Origin of the sequence: Arenibaculum pallidiluteum, assembly GCF_017355985.1 — a bacterium.
Taxonomy (GTDB): Bacteria; Pseudomonadota; Alphaproteobacteria; order Azospirillales; family Azospirillaceae; genus Arenibaculum; species Arenibaculum pallidiluteum.
Map to the genome: position 1 here is coordinate 170,201 of NZ_JAFIQU010000005.1, position 16,061 is coordinate 186,261.

The 16,061-nt window shown below is 70.6% G+C and carries 14 protein-coding genes; 9 read left to right on the top strand and 5 right to left on the bottom strand.

Annotated elements, in window-relative coordinates:
- The first annotated feature begins 2 nt into the window (after nt 1-2).
- Together JUB13_RS12720 and JUB13_RS12725 are read left to right on the top strand one after the other, a co-directional pair.
- A complete protein-coding gene (locus JUB13_RS12720; protein ID WP_207479401.1) occupies nt 3-491 on the top strand; it encodes an Lrp/AsnC family transcriptional regulator in 489 nt (162 codons plus the stop codon).
- A gap of 895 nt (nt 492-1,386) precedes the next feature.
- Entirely contained in the window at nt 1,387-2,865 is a 1,479-nt protein-coding gene (locus JUB13_RS12725) for a methyl-accepting chemotaxis protein (RefSeq protein WP_328702930.1), read from the top strand.
- A 162-nt stretch (nt 2,866-3,027) separates the two neighbouring features.
- On the opposite strand, the gene JUB13_RS32205 is transcribed toward JUB13_RS12725, so the two are convergent.
- From JUB13_RS32205 to JUB13_RS12745, 4 genes are read right to left on the bottom strand one after another with little or no spacing between them, the layout of a single operon-like run.
- The gene (locus JUB13_RS32205) at nt 3,028-3,438 is read right to left on the bottom strand and encodes a GFA family protein (RefSeq protein WP_207479404.1); all 411 of its coding nucleotides are present in this window, start codon (nt 3,436-3,438) and stop codon (nt 3,028-3,030) included.
- A 28-nt stretch (nt 3,439-3,466) separates the two neighbouring features.
- On the bottom strand, nt 3,467-4,708 hold the full coding sequence (locus tag JUB13_RS12735; RefSeq protein WP_207479407.1) for an NAD(P)/FAD-dependent oxidoreductase: 1,242 nt from the start codon (nt 4,706-4,708) through the stop codon (nt 3,467-3,469).
- Between the two features lie 11 nt (nt 4,709-4,719).
- Nucleotides 4,720-5,037 (bottom strand): 2Fe-2S iron-sulfur cluster-binding protein, encoded by a 318-nt coding sequence (locus tag JUB13_RS12740; RefSeq protein ID WP_207479411.1) that lies wholly within the window; start codon nt 5,035-5,037, stop codon nt 4,720-4,722.
- 19 nt (nt 5,038-5,056) lie between these two features.
- Nucleotides 5,057-6,400: an FAD-dependent oxidoreductase gene (locus JUB13_RS12745; protein WP_207479413.1), complete on the bottom strand. Its 1,344-nt coding sequence runs from the start codon at nt 6,398-6,400 to the stop codon at nt 5,057-5,059.
- A 264-nt stretch (nt 6,401-6,664) separates the two neighbouring features.
- On the opposite strand from JUB13_RS12745, the gene ubiT reads away from it, so the two are divergent.
- From ubiT to ubiV, 3 genes are read left to right on the top strand one after another with little or no spacing between them, the layout of a single operon-like run.
- A complete protein-coding gene (ubiT, locus tag JUB13_RS12750) occupies nt 6,665-7,330 on the top strand; it encodes a ubiquinone anaerobic biosynthesis accessory factor UbiT (protein WP_207479416.1) in 666 nt (221 codons plus the stop codon).
- Nucleotides 7,327-8,340, top strand: a complete 1,014-nt coding sequence (gene ubiU, locus JUB13_RS12755; RefSeq protein WP_207479418.1) for a ubiquinone anaerobic biosynthesis protein UbiU — start codon at nt 7,327-7,329, stop codon at nt 8,338-8,340. The genes ubiT and ubiU overlap by 4 nt, the downstream gene beginning before the upstream one ends.
- Before the next feature lie 10 nt (nt 8,341-8,350).
- Entirely contained in the window at nt 8,351-9,280 is a 930-nt protein-coding gene (ubiV, locus tag JUB13_RS12760; protein ID WP_207479421.1) for a ubiquinone anaerobic biosynthesis protein UbiV, read from the top strand.
- A 13-nt stretch (nt 9,281-9,293) separates the two neighbouring features.
- Here ubiV and JUB13_RS12765 read toward each other — a convergent pair whose 3' ends face one another.
- Nucleotides 9,294-11,363: an FUSC family protein gene (locus tag JUB13_RS12765; protein ID WP_207479423.1), complete on the bottom strand. Its 2,070-nt coding sequence runs from the start codon at nt 11,361-11,363 to the stop codon at nt 9,294-9,296.
- A gap of 208 nt (nt 11,364-11,571) precedes the next feature.
- Here JUB13_RS12765 and hemP point away from each other — a divergent pair, with 208 nt between their 5' ends.
- From hemP to JUB13_RS12785, 4 genes are all read left to right on the top strand, one after another.
- A complete protein-coding gene (gene hemP, locus JUB13_RS12770; protein WP_207479426.1) occupies nt 11,572-11,781 on the top strand; it encodes a hemin uptake protein HemP in 210 nt (69 codons plus the stop codon).
- Between the two features lie 94 nt (nt 11,782-11,875).
- Entirely contained in the window at nt 11,876-14,065 is a 2,190-nt protein-coding gene (locus JUB13_RS12775; protein ID WP_207479428.1) for a TonB-dependent hemoglobin/transferrin/lactoferrin family receptor, read from the top strand.
- Between the two features lie 29 nt (nt 14,066-14,094).
- Nucleotides 14,095-15,159, top strand: coding sequence for a hemin-degrading factor (locus JUB13_RS12780; protein WP_207479431.1), 1,065 nt, complete (start codon nt 14,095-14,097; stop codon nt 15,157-15,159).
- Nucleotides 15,150-16,061 (top strand): heme/hemin ABC transporter substrate-binding protein, encoded by a 912-nt coding sequence (locus JUB13_RS12785; protein WP_207479434.1) that lies wholly within the window; start codon nt 15,150-15,152, stop codon nt 16,059-16,061. The genes JUB13_RS12780 and JUB13_RS12785 overlap by 10 nt, the downstream gene beginning before the upstream one ends.

A 16,061-nucleotide genomic window follows, 5' to 3' on the forward strand; every position in this document is an offset into this window, starting at 1 on the left:
ACATGCATTCGGAAACAGATGACGTTCGGCTGGATCCGCCGCGTGCCGGCCGCGTCGACGCCGTGGACCGAAAGCTGTTAGGCCTGCTGCTGGAGGATGCGACGCTGAGCTATGCCGAGCTGGGTCGACTCGTCCACCTCTCGGCGCCGGCGGTGCACGAGCGCGTGAAGAAGCTGCGGCGTGCGGGCGCGATACGGCGCACAACGGTCGAACTCGACGGCACGCTGCTCGGCCGGCCGCTGCTGTCCTTCGTCGAGGTCGAGACGTCGGGCTGGGGCAAGACGCCCGACATGCTCGCGCTGCGGGCCGATCCGCGTGTCGAGGAAATGCACTCCGTGACCGGCGAGGCTTGCGTGCTGCTGAAGGTGCGCTGCACCGATACCCGCGACCTCGAGGACCTGCTGCACCGGATCTATGCCATCGAGGGCGTCAAGGGCACGCGCAGCACCGTAGCGCTCCAGACCTTTTTGGAGCGTGGCCCGCAGCCCTGAGGGACCTCCCCGCTCGGCAGCGCCGCAGGTCGCGATCCCGACATTCCGGTGCGCGGGGTGACGTCTTTGCGCTGGCAATGTCCGTCATCCTTCATGCTGTGCATGCCCTCGGGCCGGGCCGGGCAGGATACATGCGGCAGTGCGGAATCGGCAGCGGCCGAAGGAGTAGGTGAGCGGGCGAGATAGACCCGATGAAGGGCGTGCCGAGCATCGCGGAGCGCTATTGGAGTGGGCACAGCTCCCCCACATCCAAGCTGTTCCCGCAATGACGCCGAGCACCTTCGAAGCTGCCCGCCTGTTCCTGCGCCTCTCCCGTGCCGAGTTCGCGGAGATGCTTGGGATCAGTGTCGCGCTGGAGCAGGCCTACGAGGGCGTGGGAGTGCCGCCATGCGCGGATCCGCCTCCAATCCCGCAAGACGTGGCGCTCGCCGTGGCCGACCTTCTGCTTCGACGCGGTCGGGCCGAGCAGGCAAGGCAGTCCGCCATCCGCTTGCGGGCAAGATCCGGAGGCAGGCGCGGTGCTGCGAGCCGTTGACCGACGGGACTCTCCGGCGGGCTGCGATCCGGCGGACGATGTGCGCTGACGCAGCGGCACTGCAGGTGCCCATCGCCCGGAGGAGGGGCGAGCCGCAATCGTGACAGAAGGCCTTGCGCACCTTGCGCCCTTGCCGGGCGTCGCGCGTGAAGACCTGCGACGTCTCCGTCGACGAGTGGAGTGGGACGCGTACCCTTGCGCGCCATGACTGACGCCGTGTTTCGACGCCATGCCGCATGGCGACGAGCCTACACCGTGACCAGAAGTATAGGGTGAAGAACAGAGGCATGAAGTTAACGCTCATTTCATGCTCGGCAGCCGTCATTGGTGCATCGAGTGAATTGGCAAGGAAGCGGCATCGTGCTCGGCAGGTTCAAGACGAGGCGGGCGACGGAGATCAGGCACGCGGCCCTGGATGCGCTGCGTGCGAACGTAATGATCGCCGACGTGGATCTGAACATCATCTACATGAACCCGGCCGTGCGTGCGCTTCTCCAGGAGGCCGAGGCCGACCTCAGGAAAGAGCTCCCCCGCTTCAGCGTCGCAACGCTGGTCGGCAGCAATATCGACGTCTTTCACAAGAGTCCGAGCCATCAGCGCCGTCTCCTCAGCGCCATGACCGAGCCGCACGGCGCCACCATCCGTGTCGGCGTGCGAATGTTCGACCTGCTTGTCTCGCCGCTGACGGAAAGCGGCAGGCGCATCGGCTATGCAGTCGAATGGGCGGACGCCCGAGAGCGGCTGCAGAACATGGACTACGCCTCGCAGTTCGCCGCGATCAATCGCTCGCAGGCGGTGATCGAGTTTGCCGTCGACGGCACGATCCTCAATGCCAATGAGAACTTCCTGCGGGCGATGGGCTACTCCCTGGAAGAGATCAGGGGCCGGCACCATGGGATGTTCGTGGAGGACGGTTACCGCGACAGCCGCGAATATGCGGAGTTCTGGGTGCGGCTGAAGCGCGGTGAGTATCAGGCCGCCCAGTTCAAGCGGATCGGCAAGGGCGGGCGTCAGGTCTGGATCGAGGGGTCCTACAATCCCATCGTCGGCCTCAATGGGAAAATCGCCAAGGTCGTCAAGTTTGCTTCCGACGTCTCGGCTCAGATGGTGCTGCTGGCGAACCTCAAGACCCTGATCGATCGCAATTTCGGTGAGATCAACGGAGAGATCGACCGCTCCGTGGCCGAGGCGGTGGCGGCGTCGAAGGCTGCCGAGCAGACTTCCAGCAACGTCCAGACCGTCGCCGCCGCCGCCGAGGAGCTGGCCGCGTCGATCAGCGAGATCTCGCGCAGCATGGCACAATCCCGTGCGGCGACCGAAGGCGCCTTCGACAAGGTCGCGGCGGTCGGCGAGCGCACGCGCAAGCTCACCGATGCTGCCCTGGCGATGAACGGCATCGTCAGCCTGATCCAGAGCATCGCGGGCCAGATCAACCTGCTGGCGCTCAATGCCACCATCGAGGCGGCGCGCGCGGGTGAGGCGGGCCGCGGCTTCGCCGTGGTGGCATCCGAGGTGAAGAACCTCGCCAACCAGGCGGCCAAGGCCACGGAGCAGATCTCCGCCGAGATCGACGGCATCCAGGCGACCTCGGGCGAGGTCGCGGGCGCGCTCGACGCCATCCGCGAGGCCGTTCAGACCGTGCGCGAACACGTGGCGACAACCGCTTCGGCGGTCGAGGAGCAGAGCAGCGTCACGCAGAGCATGTCGGTCAACATGCAGAACGCCTCGGCCGCGGTCTCCACGGTCTCCTCGAGCATCGAGGGGATCTCCGGAGCCGTGCACCAGGTCTCGCAGGCAGTCGGCAAGACAAAGGAGGCCGCGCAGGTCCTGGTGCGCTGAGGACTGCGCCGGCCATGCGCCGCGCCAGCGCGTCGAGGACTGTCGCTCGCAGGGTTCATCACCACGCGCTTCCGGCGCTCACCTCGTTGGCATTGGCGCCGGCCGCGGGGCCCACATGGGCGCGGCCGTGTCCGGCGGTCGGCGCATCGCCGGGCGGGTGACCTATTTCGGCGCGTCCTGATCCAGGCGGCGCTGCAGTTCGGCCGCGAGTGTAACCCAAGGGTGCTTCGTGCGCTCCCAGATGGAGAAGGAAGGCGGGGGAAAGGCGGGATCGCAGAAGGCGCCGACGGCGATGGCGACATGACCCGGCAGGAAGTCCGCCTCCCAGAAGACGGTCGACCCGCAATCGGGGCAGAAGCCCATTCGCACCCTGCGCCCGTCCTGACCGTCACGCGTGAAGACCTTGCTGGAGCCGGATACTCTGACCTGGTCAGCCGGGAAATAGGCACTTACCCCGAACGGAGATCCTGTCCGGCGTTGGCACTGCTCGCAATGGCAGGCGCCGACGAGGATGGGATCCCCGCTCACCTCGGCACGAAGGGATCCGCAGCAGCACTCGGCCATTCTACTCATGTCTGCTTCCTTTGGCTGGAAGGCGCCATCACGGCGCCGAAAGCGCCATCTCCCGCCGCAGGAACCTGGCGCCGAGATCGATCCTGGTATCCGCGGCCTCGGCCGGGCTGATCGGGCATCCTGCCTGCAGGAGCTTGCGCGCGACGAGGTGCTCCGCGGGAGCATTTACGGTCTCGACGGCACGTAGCCGCGGGCCCGCGAAGTGCCACAGCGAGAAGCGACCCTGCTCGCGCGAGCCCCGTTGCACGGTCCTGTCGACGCCGCTCGTCAGGCCCGCCGTCTGGAGCCGCAGTCCGAGCTGGTCCGACCAGAACCAGGGCGTCGGCTCCATGCCCACGGGTTTCCCGGTCAGGCCCGCCGCCGCGGCGCGAGCGCCGTCCTGGGCGTTCTGGACGCATTCCAGGCGGACCAGCGCGCCGTCGGCGAAGCGACTGTGCCTTACGGCGCAGTCGCCCAGCGCGACGATCCGCGGGTCGCTGGTGCGGCCCGCCCGGTTCACCAGGACCCCGTCGTCGCAGGCGAGGCCTGCGACCCGGGCCAGGTGGTCGTTCCGGCGCACGCCGATCGCGAGGACGACGAGATCCGCGGCGATGCGCGAGCCGTCCGCCAGCTCGACATCGGTGACCCGCCCGCCGGCGCCGTTCAGCCTGGCGATCCTGGCGCCGAGGATCAGGCGCGTGCCGGCGTGCCTGTGCCTCTCCGCGACGAAGGTGGCCAGTGTGGCGGACGCGGCCCGGGCAAGGATCCTTCTGCCGCAATCGACGACGGTGACGTGGCGTCCGCCCAGCGCGGCGAGACCGGCCGAGAGCTCGAGCCCGATATAGCCCGCGCCGACGATCACCACCTCGCCGGCGGCCGCGATCCTCTCGCGAAGCATCAGGGCATCCGACAGGGTCCGAAGGACGGCGACGCCGTCCAGATCCGCTCCTTCGAAAGGCGCCGGGCGCGCCGTCGCGCCCGTCGCCAGCGCGAGGCACCCGTAGCGCAGCCTCCGGCCATCGGACAGCGTGACCTCGCGCCCGGCGGGGTCCACGGCGACGGCGGCGGATCCGAGCTCCAGCGAGATCTCGGCGTCCCGGAAGAACCCGAACGAGCGCAGGGCGAGATCCTCCGGCTCCACCTCGCCGGCGATCAGGCCCTTGGAAAGGGGAGGCCGCTGGTAGGGCGGGGAAGGCTCCTCGCCCACGATCGTGATCGGCTCCTCCCAGCCGTTCTCGCGCAGCGTCGCCGCCAGCAAGACGCCGGCATGGGACGCCCCCAGGATGAGCATGCCATCGCGCATCAGAACTGCCGCGCGGGGATGCGGAGGACCAGACCGTCCAGCGCCGAAGTGATCGTGATCTGGCAGGCCAGGCGGCTCTGCGGCAGGCGCTCGGCCGCTACCTCGGCAAGCATCGCCTGCTCTTCCGGCTCCGGCTCGGGCAGGGGAAAGCCGTCACCGACATAGACATGGCAGGTCGCGCAGGCGCAGGCGCCGCCGCAATCCGCCTCGATGCCGCGCACGCCGTTGCGCTTCGCGGCCAGCATCAGGTCGATGCCCTCCGGCGCGTCGACGCGGCGCCGGATCCCGTCGGGTTGCTCGTAGATGATCGTCGGCATTGGATCCGCTCCGCCGCGCTCAGGCGGCGGACAGATACGGCTCGGCCCGCTTCATCAGCTCCGGCTCGTAGAGCTGCTCCAGCGGGATCACCAGGTGGAATGCGGCAATGAGCCTCCGATGAACCTCGGCGTCCTTCACCGCGAGCCGGCGGATCGCCAGGTTCATCTGCATGCCCTTCTCGAGGTCGGGCGGACGCACGCCTGTGGTCTGCTCGTAGGCGAAGTCCGCCCCGGTCCCCATGGCCCATGCCGCGCTGATCTTCGGCTCGGCACGGTGGAAGAAGGTCTCGGCCAGCCCGGACAGGGAATCGGTCGTGCCGACGCGTCCAGCAAGGATCTGGTTCAGGATAAGCGCCTCCTGGGCGGCGACCGTCATGCCCTGCCCATAGACGGGATTGAAGCGGCAGATCGCGTCCCCGATGGGCAGCAGGCCGCGCGGGAACCGCTCCAGCCGCTCGTAGTGCCGCCGGATGCTCTCGGGGAAGCCGAAGCGGAGGATGCGCTCCGGATGCCTGGCATGGCGAATGATGTCGTAGAGGCTGTGCGTGCGCAGGCTTCGCGCCGCTGCCAGCATCTCGTCCCAGTCGCGCGGCGCGTCCTTGCTGTGGATTTTCGCGATCAGCGTCATCCAGCGGTCGTTGTCGATCCGGAACACCATGCCGGTCGTGGACTCCGCCGGAGCTTCCGGAAGCGTCACGACGGCCTTCCAGTTGGTGACCCCGGGGGGCAGTTCGAAGATCGCGGAGGCGTAGCTGATATCGACGCCGATCGTGGTCTCGTCGGGTGTCGCGAAGCCGGCGGCCTGGAGGAAGGGCTTGGTCAGGCTGTTCAGCCCTGCTGCGTCGATCACCAGGTCGGCCCAGAGGATCTGCTGCTCGCCGTTGGGTCGTTCGTAGCGCACGCCGGTGGCCGCGCCTTCGAGCGAGGGGTTGATCTCGACCACCGAGCAGCGGTCGCGGATCTCCACGTTCTGCAGTGCCAGCACGCGGTTCCGCAACGTGAACTCCAGGAGCGGCCGTGTCATACCGAATACATGCAGACCAGGAAGGTCGCGCCTGGGCAGCGGATCGACCTGCGGGAACTCGACGCTCAAGTCGCTCATTTCGATCTGCGTGGAGCCCGCGCACAGCAGGTCGTTGTCGAAGCCGGGGAACAGGTCGCAGAGGGCCTGCATTCCGCCGGCAAGGACCACGTGGAGCTGGGTCGACTGCGGCGCGCCGCGGCGGGGAATCGGCTGGATCGGAAGCTCGTCCCGTTCGAGCACGAGCACGGTGTCGAAATAAGGAGCGACCGCGCCTGCCGAAGCCAGGCCGCCGATGCCGGCTCCGATGATGATGGCGCGCTTACCCAGGATCGTCGGCATCGCTGAAGCTCCCTGCTGGTGCTGCATGCGCCCCGCCGGGAGGCTGGCGCAGCTGCCGCGGCCGGACGGGCCGCGGCATCCTTCAGCCCGCGATGTTTGTGCGGCGGCGTTGCACGAATATTGCAGCCGCTCTGAAATAGTGTTTCAGGCGTAATCGCGACGCCGTGGCACGGGAATCGCGTAAAATTTTGCGCTGGGACAAATACGGGCGGGACGTGGCGGGCTAGGGGAGGGGCACCGGACGCTGCCGACGAGCCAAGCCGCATGACCTACGATGCCGCCCGCCCAACGCCGCTGTCCTGGACCCTGCTGGCAGGGCCGGGCCTCCTCGCCGTGCCCCGGCTTGTGGCGCAGCCGGCCCTGGATGCGGCGATGAGCGCGATGCGCCGACGCCATCCCGAGGTCTTCGAGCGGCTTGCCGTTCTCGACGAGGCGGAGTTCCTGGTGGACCCTGTCGACCTGCCGGTGCATTTCCGGCTGCGGCCCGCGGGCCGCGCCCCACGGCTCTCCATCGGTCGTGGCGAGCCGGCGGGCGGCTGCGCCGCGGCCCTCCGTGCGCCGCTGTCCACGCTCCTGCGGCTGCTCGAGGGCCGGATCGACGGTGATGCGGCCTTCTTCGGCCGCGACCTCCTGGTCGAGGGCGACATGGCCGCGGTGCTGATCCTGCGCAACGCGCTGGACAGCGGCGAGGTGCGGCTGCTCTCCGACCTGCTTGCCGCCCTGGGGCCACTGGCCGGCCCGGCCCGGGCGCTCGGGCGCCGGATCGCGCCGGTGGCCGGAATCGCCGAGCGTGCGCTGGCGGCGCTGCAGGCCGCCGTCCTGCAGCCCCACGCCGAGCGTCTGCTCTCGCTCGACGACCGGGTCGAGGCGCTGCGCGACCTGGCCTCCCGCGGCCGCGGCCGCCATGGTTCCGAAAGGACCGCCGGATGAGCGTGCCGCTGAACATGTCGCCGAATACGCCGCTGGCCCTGATCTGTCCGGCGGGGACGCCGGCCGCCCTCGATGCCGCGCTGGACGCCGGAGCCGACGCGGTCTACTGCGGCTTCCGGGACGAGACCAACGCCCGCAACTTTCCCGGTCTGAACTTCTCGCGGCCCGAGATGAAGGCCGCTGCGTGCAGGGCCCACGGTGCGAGACGCGAGCTCTACGTCGCCATCAACACCTTCCCGCCCGCGGGCGCCATGGGGCCCTGGATCCGCGCGCTGGACGACGCGATGGAAGCCGGCGCCGATGCCATGATCCTCGCCGATGCGGGCTTGCTGGCCCTGGCGGCACGGCGCCATCCCGGCCGCCGGCTGCACCTGTCCGTCCAGGCGGCCGCGTCCACCCCCGAAGCGATCCGGTTCTACCACGAGTCGTTCGGGGTCCGCCGCGTGGTCCTGCCGCGGGTCCTGACCCTCGCCGAGATCGCCGCGCTGAACCGCGAAGTGCCGGTTGAGACGGAGGTCTTCGCCTTCGGCGGCATGTGCGTCATGGCGGAGGGGCGTTGCCAGCTTTCCTCCTACGTGACGGGCCAGTCTCCCAACACCCATGGCGTCTGCTCGCCCGCCGAGCACGTCCGGTACGAGCAGCGTGGCGCGGCGCTGGTCTCCCGGGTCGGCGGCATCACCGTGGACAGCTTCGCCGTCGGCGAGCCGGCCGGATACCCGACCCTCTGCAAGGGCCGGTTCCGGGCCAATGGCCGCCTGTCGCACTTGTTCGAGGATCCCGTGTCGCTGAACGTCGCCGACCGCATTCCGGAGCTGATGGCGGCCGGGGTCACGGCCCTGAAGATCGAAGGGCGACAGCGCGGCAAGGCTTACGTGTCGCGCGTGGTCGCCGAGTTCCGGCGCGCAGTGGACGCCGCCGCGGCGGGGCTGCCCTCCATCGCCGCAGGGCTCGCCGACCAGACCGAGGGTCGCCGTTCGACGTCGGGTGCCTACGAACGGCGTTGGCGCTAGGGAGGCGATCATGACCGGCATCCCCGCCCGCCTGACCCTCGGGCCCGTCCTGTTCAACTGGCCGGCCGCGCGCCTTGCCGATTTCTACCGCCGCATCACCGACGAGGCGCCGGTGGACACCGTCGTCCTGGGCGAGGTCGTCTGCGCAAAGCGCCCGCCAGCGGTCGAGGTGCTGGCCGAATCCGTGGACCGGCTGCGGCGCGCGGGCAAGGAGGTCCTGCTCGCGACCCTGGCGCTGGTCATGCAGCCGCGCGAGCGGCAGGCCGTGCGGGACCTCGCCGTGCAGGACGACGCGCCGGTGGAGGCCAACGACGCGACTGCCCTGGCCCTGCTGCGCGGGCGCCCGCACGCCGTCGGGCCCTATGTCCAGGTCTACAACGAGGAGACGCTGGCCCTTTTCGCCTCCCATGGCGCGACCCGGCTGTGCCTGGGGCCGGACCTTCCGGTCGAGGCCGTCGTGGCGCTTGCGGCCAGGGCTGCCGAGCTTCCCGGATTCTCGCTGGAGGTGCTCGCCTTCGGGAGGCTGCCGCTGGCGATCTCGGCGCGCTGCTATCACGCGCGGGCGCACGGACTTCAGAAGGACGGATGCCAGTTCGTCTGCGGCCGGGATCCCGACGGGCTCGAGGTGGAAACGCTGGACGACGCGCCGTTCCTGGCCGTGAACGGCGTGCAGGTGCTGAGCGGAAGCTACGGCTGCCTCCTTCCGGACCTCCAACTCCTGCAGGCGGCCGGGATCACCGGTTTCCGGCTCTCGCCGCAGGCCGTGGACATGGTCGCCGTGGCCGACATCCACCGCTCCGTGCTGGACGGCGAACTGGCGGCGGCCGAGGGGCAGGTCCGGCTCGCCGCGCTGATGCCCGAGGCGCGGTTCGCCAACGGCTTCCTGCATGCCCGCGCCGGTCTGGACTGGCTGGCGGCCCGCCGGACGGGACCGGAGTAGGGACGGGGGTGCCTCAGCCGCCGGGCACTAGCGTGCCGAGTCGCAGGAGGGTCCGGTCCAGGTGGCCGAGCGCATGGACGATGCGGCACAGCCGGCGCCGCTGGTCTTGCGGCAGCTCGGCCCTTGCGATCGCCGATTCGGCGCGATCGGTCAGACTTTGCGCCGACCGCAGGGCCGGCGCACGCCGCTCGGCAAGGGCGGTGCAGAGCTCGTCGAGGCTGGCGCAGACGCGGGTGCCGGCGGCCCCGATCGGCGCCATCACCGGCTCGGCCGGGGGTGGGCCCGGGATGTTGCAGGCGAGAACCAGCTCGCGGGCCCAATGGCCGCAGGCGGACATGACCTCGATCGCCCGTGCGACGCGGCCCGGTGGCAGCAGGAACGGGCGGCGGATCGCCGGCTGTGCCGAGGTCCGCAGGTCCTGAAGGCTGCGGTCGAGCGCGCGGGCCGCATCGACGGTGTCGCGCCGCCCGGCGTCGCCGCGGAGCCGCGCGATGCTCGCCGCGACCAGGCGGTTCAGCGCGCCCAGGAGCGTCCGGCCCGAGCTGCGCAGCAGATCCCGCATCCGTGTCGGGAAGAGCAGGAGCCCCACGCCGCCGCCCGCAAGCGCCCCCACCGCGGTTTCGTCGAGCCGGATCACAAGCGCGGCCGGCGTGAACATGCCGAGCACCCCGTAGAGCAGGGCGATCATCACGGTGATCCAGAACACCATGATCCCGTGGGACAGCTGGAAGAAGTAGAAGCCCAGGAACAGGCTGCCCAGGGCAAGGATCAGCTCCAGGACGGGATGTCCCGCCGCCAGGATCGCGGCGGCCAGACCGGCGCCCACGCCGGCCAGCGTCCCCGCCACACGCTGGACGCCCTTCTCGAGGATATCGCCGCGCGAGCGGGTCCCAGCGAAGACCACGAAGGTCGTGAGGACGGCCCATTCCCAGCGATCCCCGGACACGAGAAGTCCCCCCGCCATCGCCAGCGCGCAGGCCACCGTGACCTGGATGGCCTGGCGCGTCGTCTCCAGTAGGCCGGCGCCCGCCGCGGCCGGCGGGGCCGGGCCCTTGTCCGGCGGGGTGGCAGGCCGCTCCGGCGTCGCGCCGAGGTTCCCGTCGGCGAAGCTGGCGACCGTGCCGAGCGCCGCCGCCATCTCGTCCAGAGCAAGGGCGAGCCGCGTCCCGGCCGAAGGCGCGTCGGCGGGCGGCCGGCTTCCGGCGGCTGCTGCGGCCAATATCCTGAGCCGCTTGACCAGTTTCTGCCGCACGGCGGGGGCCGGCGCGATCGAGGGCGCCGAGGCGGCCACGCGTTCGGCGGCAAGCTCTGCGGATAGCAGCGCCCAGCGCAGCGTGTCGGCGCGCTGCTCCTGGTCTCCGGCCCGGTCGTGCAGCGCACCGATATGGCCTTCGGCCATCAGCATCGCCTCGTTCAGGGCGGCCACGTGGTGGCGCAGCCGGCGGCGCCGGCGCTCCGTCCATTCCCCCGTCGTGACGGCCTCGGCGGCGGCATCGAGGATGGCGGCGATCCGGTACCCGATGGCACGCAGCACGCGCCGGAGCATCACCTTCGGGCGGTCGGGCATGATGACGAAGCGCAGCAGCATGGCGTTGCCAACGCCCACGGATATCCCGAGCGCTAGAAACGGCCAGTCGCCCGCAGCCGGCTGCAGGAAGTTGCCGAGGAAATGCGCATTGAACGAGACCGTGCCGACCGCAGCCCAGCGCAGCCCATAGCGCCGCACGTAGGTCGCAGCGAACACGACGCCCAGGAAGGCCGCGCGCGCGACCGGCGGCCATGGAGAGAGCACTGCCGCGAGTGTCACCGAGGCGAGGGCCAGGGGCACCATCAGCAGCATCGTCGTGCGCTGCTGCGCAGGCAACGGGTCCCGCACGGCGACCGCCGACAGGAAGCTCAGCACGAAGGCCAGGGCCAGCGCCGCGGTCGGCAGGGCGATCACCCCGCGCAAGGGCAGCAGCATCCCGAGGCTCAGGATTACGGCGAGGACGACTCGCGCCGCGAAGCGCAGCCGCACGAGCCCCGGGTCCGACGCGGCAAACCGGTTCCAGGCCTGGAGCAGCGTGTCACGGAAGAGGTCCATCGTGCCTCGGGACCGGGCGGGAAAGGCTGCGGGTTGGTCGGAGAACAGGGACGGGACCGGCGTGTCCCGGCGCATGGAGGTGCGCCGCGGCCGGAACGTCGCCGGAACCGCGCATGCCGGTCGGAAGGCCGGCACGAGATGCCACTTGCGATTCCTTCGCAACAAAGATAGACGATTTGCGAATGGCTCGCATTTGCATGGTTGTCCGATGACCGTGACCCAGACCCGACCCGCTCAACCCTCCGACGCCGGGCAGACGGTCGCGGGGCAACCCGGGGGGCAGACCACCTCCGGCGCCCCGCGGATCCTGGACAGCCGCGACCTGCTCGCGGGCCGGAAGGAGATCGTGATCCGCCACGGGACCGAGGATTACCGCCTCCGACTGACAGGACTGAACAAGCTGATCCTGACCAAGTAACCGCTTCCGGCGTACCCGCCAGCCCGCGACGTGTCCCGTCGCTGCCAGCCAGGTTCGCTTCGGCCGACACCCGAACCGCCTTGGATGGAAATAAATGGACGCTTCGACCCTTCGCCACCTGCTCCGCGCGACCGTTTCGCTGGCGGCGCTCTCCAGCGGCCAGATCATGATCGCGCCGGCCTCCGCCCAGGAGGCGAATGCGCCGGTCAGGCTGGACCCGGTGACCATCGTCGCGAACAGGACCCCCCAGAAGCTCTCGGATACGCCGGCCAACGTGACCGTGATCGACGAGACCGAGATCGAGCGGCGGAACCTGGACCAGCTCCGCGACGTCACGCGCTATGAGCCCGGCGTGGACGTCGGCAACCAGCCGGGCCGCGCCGGCGCGACGAACTACGTGATCCGTGGCATCGGCGGCAACCGCGTCCGCGTCGAGGTGGACGGGACCCGGCTGCCGGACTTCCCCGGCAGCAACCAGGGGGCAGGAACCTACACCCGCGACTTCGTCGACCTGGACACGGTCAAGCGGATCGAGATCCTGCGCGGTCCCGCCTCGGCCCTCTACGGGTCGGATGCCATCGGCGGCGTCGTCTCCTATGTGACGAAGGATCCCTCAGACTACCTGGCCGAGGTCGGCAAGGACTGGTACGTCGGCGGCAGGCTCGGCTACGACAGTGCCGACCGGAGCTTCAGGGAGACGGCCACCGGTGCCGCCCGCGCCGGGGGCGTCGAGGCGCTGGCCCAGATCACGCGGCGCGACGGCAAGGCCTTCAAGGCCGAGGACTTCGATCCGAACCCGGTGGATTCCGGGTCCACCAACCTGCTGAGCAAGCTCGTGCTCCCGCTGGGCGGCGAAGACCAGCTGCGGCTGACCGGCGAGGCGCTGCGGCGCCGCGTCGACACGGAGCTGCTGAACGAGCGGTCGGCGACGGTGCTCGACAGCGATGGCCGGGACGAGACCGAACGCTACCGCCTGACGCTGGACGGCACGCACGGCGTCTCGCTCGGCTGGCTGGACCGCGTGTCCTGGCGGGCGAACTGGACCGAGGTCACGCGCGAGGAAAGGACGGAGCAGAGCCGCCTCTCGGCCGGGAGCCCGCGCCTGCGCTTCAGCGACTTCGACTTCGAGCAGCAGATCCTCGGCGGTTCAGTCCAGCTGGAAAGCTCGGCCAAGGCCTTCGGTGCGGACCACCGTCTGACCTACGGCGTCGACGTCGAGCATGCCGATACCACCCGGCCGCGCGACCGGTTCGAGGTGAACCCCGCGACCGGGGCGGTCACGCGCAGCTTCTCGGGCGGGCCGGGCGTGCCCGCCGAGGTCTTCCCCAACAAGAACTTCCCGGATACCAAGACGCTGCTGGCCGGCGCCTACCTCCAGGACGAGGTGGCCCTGGGCCGGCTGACCGTGACGCCGGCCGTCCGCATCGACTACTACCGCCTCAATCCGGACCCCGACGCAGCCTTCGCGAACACCAACAACCAGGGCTTCGCGGTGCGCAGGCTGACCGATACGGCGGTCTCGCCGAAGCTCGGCGTCGCCTACAAGCTGACCGACGCCGTCACGGCCTTCGGCCAGTATGCCCACGGCTTCCGCGCCCCGCCCTACGACGACGCAAATATCGGCTTCACCAACGGGCCGCAGCGCTACGAGATCCTGCCGAACTTCAACCTGGAGCCCGAGACCAGCGACGGGGTGGAGCTCGGCCTGCGTGGCGCGTTCGCCGACGGCAGCTCGGCGCAGGCCAGCATCTTCTACAACCGGTACAGGGACTTCATCGAATCCGTCGTGGTCGGGACCCGTGCCGGCCTCACCCAGTTCCAGGCGCGCAACCTGGCCCGCGTCACCATTTACGGCGCCGAGGCCAAGGGCGAATGGCGCCTCGCTCCCGAGTGGGGGCTCTTCGGCAGCATCGCCTACGCCGAGGGCGAGGATGACACGACGGGCGAGCCGCTCGACAGCATCTCGCCGGTCAAGGCCGTGCTCGGCCTGCGCTACGACGCGGCGGCGGGCTGGGGCGGCGAGCTGATCGGCACGCATGCCTGGAAGAAGGACGAGGTCTCGGACCCGACCTTCTTCGAGGCCCCCTCCTACACGCTGCTGGACGCGGTCGCCTACTGGAACCTCACCGACTGGGCCACGCTGAACGCCGGCATCTTCAACATCTTCGACGAGCGGTACTTCAACTCGCAGGACGTCATCGGCGTCGCCGCGAACCGCGCGGATATCGGGCGCTTTGCGCAGCCCGGCCGCACCGTCGCCGTCAGCGCCAGCGTGCGCTGGTGATCCCCAACCAGGAGGCCGGAGCAGCCATTATGCAGGCAGAAGCCACGACCCGCCCCGACGACCTGCGCCGCCGCCTTGCCGAGCTCCGCGCCGCCGAGCCCGGGCTGCGGGCCCGCGACGCGGCATCGCGCCTCGGCATCACGGAGGCGGAGCTGGTGGCCCTCTCGGGGCGGCCGCTGCGCGCCGACTGGGGGGCCCTGTTCCGACGGTTGCCCGAACTCGGCGAGGTGATGGTGCTGACGCGGAACGAGTGGGCGGTGCACGAGAAGACCGGCCGCTACGAGGACGTTCAGGTCTCGGACGGACCTGTCGGCCTCGTGGTCGGAGAGGCCATCGACCTGCGCCTCTTCCTGACGCGCTGGCGCCATGCCTATGCCGTCACCGAGACGACGAAGGCCGGCGAGCGGCACAGCATCCAGGTCTTCGATCGCGACGGCACGGCCGTCCACAAGGTCTACCTGACCAACCGCAGCGACCGCGACGCCTTCGCACGGCTCGTGGAGGCGCTGCACGACTCGGACGTGACGGGACTGCCGGAGGTGGAGCCCTGGCCGGCCGCCGCCTCCCCGGAGCCGGATGCGGCGATCGACGTGCCCGGCTTCGTCGCGGCCTGGGACGCGCTGGAGGACACCCATGACTTCCACGGCCTGTTGCGCCGGTTCCGGGTGCAGCGCGTGCAGGGCCTGCGCCTTGCCGGGCGCGAGCGCGCGACACCGGTCGCGGCGGACTCGGTGCGCCGGGTGCTGACGGGGGCCGCCGAGACGGGGCTGCCCATCATGGTCTTCGTGGGCAACGCTGGCTGCATCCAGATCCACACGGGCCCGGTGCGCAAGCTGGTCGAGACCGGGCCCTGGTACAACGTGCTCGATCCCGGCTTCAATCTGCACCTGCGCGAGGACGCGATCGCAACGGCCTGGGTCGTGCGCAAGCCGACCCGCGACGGCACCGTCACCGCGCTGGAGCTGTTCGACGACGCCGGCCGGCCGATCGCAGCGCTGTTCGGCAAGCGCAAGCCCGGCGAGGCCGAGGACCTGGGTTGGCGCCGCCTGGTCGAGAGCCTGCCCACGGCCGGGGAGGTCGGAGCATGCGCCTGACGACAGGGCTCGCCCTGCTGCTCTGGGCCGCCGCGGCCAGCCCAGCCGCGGCGGCGACCGTGGCCGAGGGCGCGGCGGTGGCTCCGGGCGGCCGGATCCTGAGCCTCGGCGCCGCCGTGACCGAGATCGTCTTCGCCCTCGATTCCGGCGACCGGCTGGTCGGCGCCGACAGCAGCAGCATCTATCCGCCCGATGCCGACCGCCTGCCCAAGGTCGGCTATGTCCGCGCGCTTGGCGCCGAAGGCCTGCTCTCGCTGTCCCCGGATCTGGTCCTCGCGACCGAGGAGGCGGGCCCGCCGGCGGCAATCGAGGCGTTGGCGGCCGCAGGGGTGCCCGTGGCGCGCGTCGGCGAGGGAACCAGCGTCGCGGCGGCGCTGGCCCGGATCTCGGCCGTCGGCGCCGCGATCGGCAAGGACGTCCCCGCGACCACCCTGCGCGCCGGGATCGAGCGCGACCTCGCCACCCTCGCCGCGGCCATGGCCGCGGCGGCGCCCGCCCGGCCGCGCGTGATGTTCGTTCTGAGCGCGGGCCGCGGCGGCCCGATGGTCGCCGGCACGGGCACCGCCGCCGATTCGATGATCACCCTCGCCGGGGGCGCGAACGCGATCGACGGCTATGCCGGGTACAAGCCCCTGGCGCCAGAGGCCGCCGCGACCGCCGAGCCGGAGGTGATACTGACCACCACCCAGGCGCTGGAAAGCCTCGGCGGGGCCGACGCGCTGCTGGACCGGCCGGAGATCGCCGCGACGCCGGCCGGGCGGGCGCGGCGGCTCCTGGCCTTCGATGCCGCCTATCTTCTCGGCTTCGGACCTCGCATGGCGCAGGCCGCGACGGATCTCGCCCGGGCGCTGCATCCGGGCCTCGCGCTGCCGGACCTGGCATCGGCGCCCGGGGCGCCGTGA